This is a genomic window from Streptomyces sp. DH37, assembly GCF_029813835.1.
GTDB lineage: Bacteria > Actinomycetota > Actinomycetes > Streptomycetales > Streptomycetaceae > Streptomyces.
The window spans coordinates 1-402 of sequence record NZ_JARVKV010000230.1 but is presented as its reverse complement, the minus strand read 5'-3'; the positions used below and the strand labels follow the sequence as shown (position 1 = coordinate 402).

1 protein-coding gene is annotated in these 402 nt (G+C 78.6%); it reads right to left on the bottom strand.

Annotated features, from left to right (window positions below):
- The coding region (locus tag QC029_RS30800) for a hypothetical protein (protein WP_279559129.1) at window positions 1-235 on the bottom strand (235 nt) is incomplete at its 3' end.
- Between the last annotated feature and the right edge of the window lie 167 nt (window positions 236-402).

The window sequence follows — 402 nt, the reverse complement described above, 5'->3', positions numbered from 1 at the left end:
GGTGCGGCGACACCGGAGCGGCCGGGCGCCTGGGCGGAGTCGAGTTCGCCGCGGTGGCCACCTCGCCGCGCGGCACCGGGCCGCAGCTGCGCGCCGCGTTGGCCGAGCCCGTGTACGTGGACGGCCAGTTGGTGCCGACGTCGGCCAGCGTGGGCATGGCCCGCGTCGCCGACTTGCCGGTCCCGGTTCTGTCCGCCGCGCTGGAGGCCGCGGCCCGGTCCATGTACGCGGCCACGGGCACCCCGGGCCGCCGCGGGGGTGACCGCTGCTGGACGACCAGCAGCCGACTACCCCGCCGCTCGACGGGCCGACCGCGAACGACGACGAACTGGACGCCGCCCTGTTCGACCCTGAGGCAGAGGCGCGCGCCCGCTGTGCGCCGCCGTCTCGGGGGCCGCGGCG